This window comes from Streptomyces spongiae (genome assembly GCF_009377185.1).
Taxonomy (GTDB): domain Bacteria; phylum Actinomycetota; class Actinomycetes; order Streptomycetales; family Streptomycetaceae; genus Streptomyces; species Streptomyces spongiae.
The window spans coordinates 1-5378 of the sequence record NZ_VJZC01000648.1; the positions used below are offsets into that span (position 1 = coordinate 1).

The 5378-nt window shown below is 73.8% G+C and carries 1 protein-coding gene; it reads right to left on the minus strand.

The window, feature by feature from the left end; genetic code table 11:
• On the minus strand, nucleotides 1-5378 hold a 5378-nt coding region (locus tag FNH08_RS43705), incomplete at both ends, for a type I polyketide synthase (protein WP_152777065.1).

Below are 5378 nucleotides of genomic sequence, written 5' to 3' on the forward strand. Positions count from 1 at the left end.
GTGGGCGGGAGCTGTTCGGCGCGCAGGGCCAGCACCGTCTTCATGACGCCGGCCGCGCCCGCCGCCGCCTGGGTGTGGCCGAGGTTGGACTTGACCGAGCCGAGCCACAGCGGTTCCGCGCGGTCCTGGCCGTAGGTGGCGAGCAGGGCCTGCGCCTCGATGGGGTCGCCGAGGCGCGTGCCGGTCCCGTGCGCCTCGACGGCGTCCACGTCGCCGGGCCGCAGACCGGCGGCCGTAAGGGCTTGGCGGATCACCCGTTGCTGGGAAGGGCCGTTGGGCGCGGTCAGACCGTTGGAGGCGCCGTCCTGGTTGACGGCGGAGCCACGCAGTACGGCGAGCACGGGGTGCCCGGCCCGACGGGCCTCGGAGAGCCGTTCCAGTACGAGGACGGCGGCGCCCTCGGACCAGCCGGTGCCGTCGGCGCCCTCGGCGAACGCCCTGCAGCGGCCGTCGGTGGACAGGGCGCGCTGCCGGGAGAACTCGACGAAGGTGCCCGGCGTGGCCATCACGGTCACACCACCGGCGAGGGCGGTACGGCACTCGCCCTGGCGGATGGCCTGCGCGGCCAGGTGGAGGGCGACCAGTGCGGAGGAGCAGGCGGTGTCGACGGTGAAGGCGGGCCCCTCCAGTCCGAGGGCGTAGCTGACCCGGCCGGACAGAACACTCGCGGCCGAGCCGGTGGTGACGTAACCCTCGACGTCCTCGCCTGTGACGTGGGCGGTCTCGCGGTAGTCCTGGCCGTTGGTGCCCGCGAACACACCGGTGGCCGACCCCCGCAGCGACAGCGGGTCGATCCCGGAACGCTCCAGGGCCTCCCAGGAAGTCTCCAGCAGCAGCCGCTGCTGCGGGTCCATGGCGAGTGCCTCGCGCGGGCTGATGCCGAACAACTCGGCATCGAAGTCCGCGGCGTCGTGCACGAATCCGCCGACGCGCACGTAGGTCGTACCGGAGTGGCCCGGGTCCGGGTGGTGGAGGCGCTCGACGTCCCAGCCGCGGTCCTCGGGAAACGGCGTCAGGGCGTCCGCACCGGAGGCGAGCAGGTCCCACAGCTGGTCGGGGCTGGACACTCCGCCGGGGAAGCGGCAGCCCATCCCGACGATGACCACCGGGTCGTCGTCGGCACCGACGGGTGCGAGGGCCGGGCCGCCGCTCTCGATCTCGTCCGTGGTGACGCCGAGGACCTGGGAGCGCAGGAACGCGGCGAGCGCGGCCGGGGTGGGGTGGTCGAAGACCAGTGTGGCGGGCAGGGACAGTCCGGTGGCCGCCGCGAGCCGGTGGCGCAGGGCGACTCCGGTCATCGAGTCGAAGCCGAGGTCCTTGAAGGCACGGGCGGCGTCCACGGCCGCCCGGTCGGTGTGCCCCAGGGTGGCGGCGACCTGGTCGAGGACGAGGTCGAGCAACAGCCGGTCCTGCTCCGCAGCCGTACGGTCGCGCAGTTGGGCGCCGAGCGTGCCCCCGGCGGGCGCCACCGGCGTGGCTTCGGGCGGCGCGGCTTCCGGCAGCTCTGCGAGCAGAGGGCGCGGGGTGTACGCGGCGGCGGCGAACCGCTGCCAGTCGACGTCGGCGACGGTCGTGCAGATGACGTCCTCGTCGAGGGCGCGCTGCAGCACGTCGAGGGCGCGGGACGGCTCCAGGGGACGTATGCCCTGGCGGCGGAAGTGCCCGGCCACGGTCTCGTCGGCCGCCATGCCGCCACCACCCCACGGCCCCCAGGCGAGGGAGGTCGCGGGCAGTCCGGCGGCGCGGCGATGCTCGGCGAGCGCGTCGAGGCGGGCGTTGGCGGCGGCGTAGGCGGCCTGGCCGGCGTTGCCCAGTACTGCGGTGACGGACGAGAACAGGACGAAGGCGTCCAGCTCCCGGTCGCGCGTCAGGTCGTGCAGGTGCTGCGCGGCCTCGGCCTTCACCGCCAGGACGCGGGCGACACGCTCGGGGGTGAGCTCGGCGGCGAGCCCGTCGTCGAGGATGCCCGCGGCGTGTACGACGGCGGTCGGCTCGTGGGCGTCCAGGACGGACGCGACGGTCTCGCGGTCGGCCACGTCGCCCGCGACGAAGGTGACGACGGTGCCCGACTCGCCCAGTTCCGCCGCGAGTTCGGCAGCACCCGGGGCGTCGGCGCCGCGCCGCGACATGAGGACGAGGTGTGCCGCGCCGCCGGTCGCGAGCCACCGGGAGAGGTGCCCGCCCAGGGAGCCGGTCGCCCCTGTGAGCAGGACGGTGCCGCGCGGACGCCAGGCCCGCGTAGGACGCGCCGAGCGGTCGTGCACCAGCCGGGCCGCGTGGATGCCCGTGGCACGTACGGCGAGCTGGTCCTCCCCCGCTCCCCCGGCGGCGAGCACGGCCACGACCCTCTGCCAGAGCCGGGGGCGCGGATCGTCCGGCAGGTCGATCAGTCCCCCCCACCGGTCGGGCTGTTCCAGCGCCACGACCCGGCCGAGTCCCCATACGGCGGCGTTCTCAGGGTGTGTGGGGCCCTCACCCCGGGATACGGCCATGGCGCCGAAGGTCACGCACCACAGCCGCGTCTCCGGGTGAGCCCGCGTCAGCGCGAGCACCTGCGCGGGTTCGGTGAGCAGGGACAGCACGCCCGCGAATGACACGTCCGGCTCGGCGGCCGGTCCGGTCACGACTGTCACGTCGGCGCCGGCGGCCCGCAGAGCGCTCTCGGCCGCGTCGGCCAGCTCGGTCGGAGCGTCCTCGTCGACCGCGAGCAGCCATGCCCCGTCCAGGGTTTTCGACGTGGGCGTACGGACCGGCCGCCAGGCGATCCGGTAGCGCAGACCGGCCAGCAGCGACTCCTCACGGCGCTTGCGACGCCAGTCGGCGAGCATCGGCAGCACGGCGTCGAGCGGGGCGGCGCTGTCCACGCCCAGCTCTCCGGCCAGCGAGTCGGCGTCGCCCTGGTCGACGAGGTCCCAGAACCCTCCGTCGGCGGCGCCGTCGCTCTGCGCCCGGCGTCCGGGACGGGCGAGGTCGGGCAGCCAGTAGCGTTGGCGCTGGAAGGGATAGGTAGGCAGGTCGACGCGGCGGGCGCCGGTGCCCTCGAAGAAAGCCGCCCAGTCGATGTCGGCGCCTCGGACGAAGAGTTCGGCGACGGCACCCAGCAGCGTCTCCGCCTCGGGGCGCTCCTTGCGGAGGGTCGCGGCGGCCGGGACGTCACCGGCGAGCGCCGTCAGCACCGGGTCGGGGCCGATCTCCAGGAAGCGCCCGGCGCCCAGGTCACGGGCTGCGGTCAACGCCTCATGGAAGCGCACGGGCTTGACGATCTGCTCGGCCCAGTAGGTGGGCGTGGTCCAGTCCCCGTCCGCCAGCGAGGCGCCCGACGAGGTGCTGACGGCCGTCACGGTCGGCCGACCGTAGGTCACCTGCTCGGCAACCTCCGTGAACGCGGTCACCACCGGGTCCATCAGCGGCGAGTGGAACGCGTGCGACACCCGCAGCCGCGTCGCACGCCGCCCCGCGTCCCGAGCCAGCTCCGCAACGGCGTCGACGGCGGTCTCCGTACCGGAAACCACCACGGCCGACGGCCCATTGACAGCTGCGATGACCGCACCGTCGACCAGCCACGGGGCGACCTCGGCCTCGGAAGCCTCCAGCGCCGCCATCGCACCGCCCTCGGGCAACGCCTGCATCAACCGCGCCCGCGCCGCCACCAGTCGTACGGCATCGGCGAGTTCGAACACCTCGGCCGCATATGCGGCGGCGATCTCGCCCACCGAGTGCCCCAGCAGCAGCCCCGGCCGTATGCCCCAGGACCGCAGCAACTCCACCAGCGCGACTTGCAGGGCGAACAGCGCCGACTGCGCGTAGCCGGTTCCGTCCTCCGGTTCCTCGGCGAACAGCACCTCCTTCACGGGCCGCGCGAAGCCGAGTTCGGCGTCGAGCAGCTCGCACACCCCGTCCAGCGCCGCCGCGAAAACCGGGAACGCCGCGTACAACTCCCGTCCCATACCGGGCCGCTGGCTGCCCTGTCCCGTGAACATCCACGCCGTACGGCCCTCCGACACCGCCCCGGTGACGAGAGGGCCGGGGTGCAGGGCGACGGCGCGGTGTTCGAGGGCGGCCCGGGTGGTGGCCAGGGACAAGCCGATGTCGAGCGGATCCGCGTCGAGTGCGGTCAGTCGGTCCAGCTGGTCGCGCAGCGCCTGCTCATCGCGTGCCGAGACCGCCCACGGCACGACGGGCAGGCGCGTGACCGGTTCCTCGGTCGGCTCCTCGGCTGCGGGTGCCTCTTCGAGGACGAGGTGGGCGTTGGTGCCGCTGATGCCGAAGGAGGAGATGCCGGCCCGGCGGGGGCGTTCCCCGCGCGGCCAGGGGCGTTCCTGCTGGAGCAGCCGCAGCGTGCCGGGCGACCAGTCGATGTACGCGGAGGGCTCGTCGGCGTGCAGGGTGCGCGGCAGACGCTCCGCGCGCAGGGCCATGACCATCTTGATGACGCCGGCGACCCCCGCGGCTGCCTGGGTGTGGCCGATGTTGGACTTCAACGAACCCAGCCACAACGGCCGTTCGGCGTCCCGGTCCTGGCCGTACGTCGCCAGCAGGGCCTGGGCTTCGATCGGGTCACCCAGCCGTGTCCCCGTCCCGTGGGCCTCGACCACGTCCACATCCGAGGTGCCGAGCCCGGCACTGGCCAGCGCCGCACGGATCACCCGCTGCTGGGAGGGACCGCTGGGCGCCGTCAGACCGTTCGACGCGCCGTCCTGGTTCACCGCCGAACCACGCACCACCGCCAGCACCTGGTGCCCCCGGCGTACGGCGTCGGACAACCGCTCCACCAGCAGCACACCCACGCCCTCGGCCCAACTGGTGCCGTCGGCGGAGTCCGAGAACGCTTTGCTGCGGCCATCGGCGGCCATCCCGCGCTGGTGTGAGAACTCCACGAACATGCCGGGACTCGCCATCACGGCGGCACCGCCGGCCAGGGCGAGGTCGCACTCCCCCGACCGCAGGGACTGCGCGGCCAGATGAAGTGCGACCAGGGAGGAGGAGCAGGCCGTGTCGATGGTCACGGCCGGGCCCTCCAGTCCCAGCGCGTACGAGATCCGGCCGGACATGACGCTCGCCGTGGTGCCGGTGAGCAGGTAGCCCTCGTGGCCCTGGCCGGACTCGTGCAGCAGGGGGCCGTACTCCTGGGACATGGCGCCGACGAAGACGCCGGTGCGGGAACCGAGCAGCGAGGTCGCCGGAACCCCGGCCCGCTCCAAAGCCTCCCAGGAGGTCTCAAGGAGCAGCCGCTGCTGCGGGTCCATCGCCATCGCCTCACGCGGCGATATCCCGAAGAAGCCGGGATCGAACTCCCCCGCCTCATGCAGGAACCCGCCCTCGCGGACATACGACCGGCCCACCACGCCCGGCTCCGGGTCGAACAGACCCTCCACATC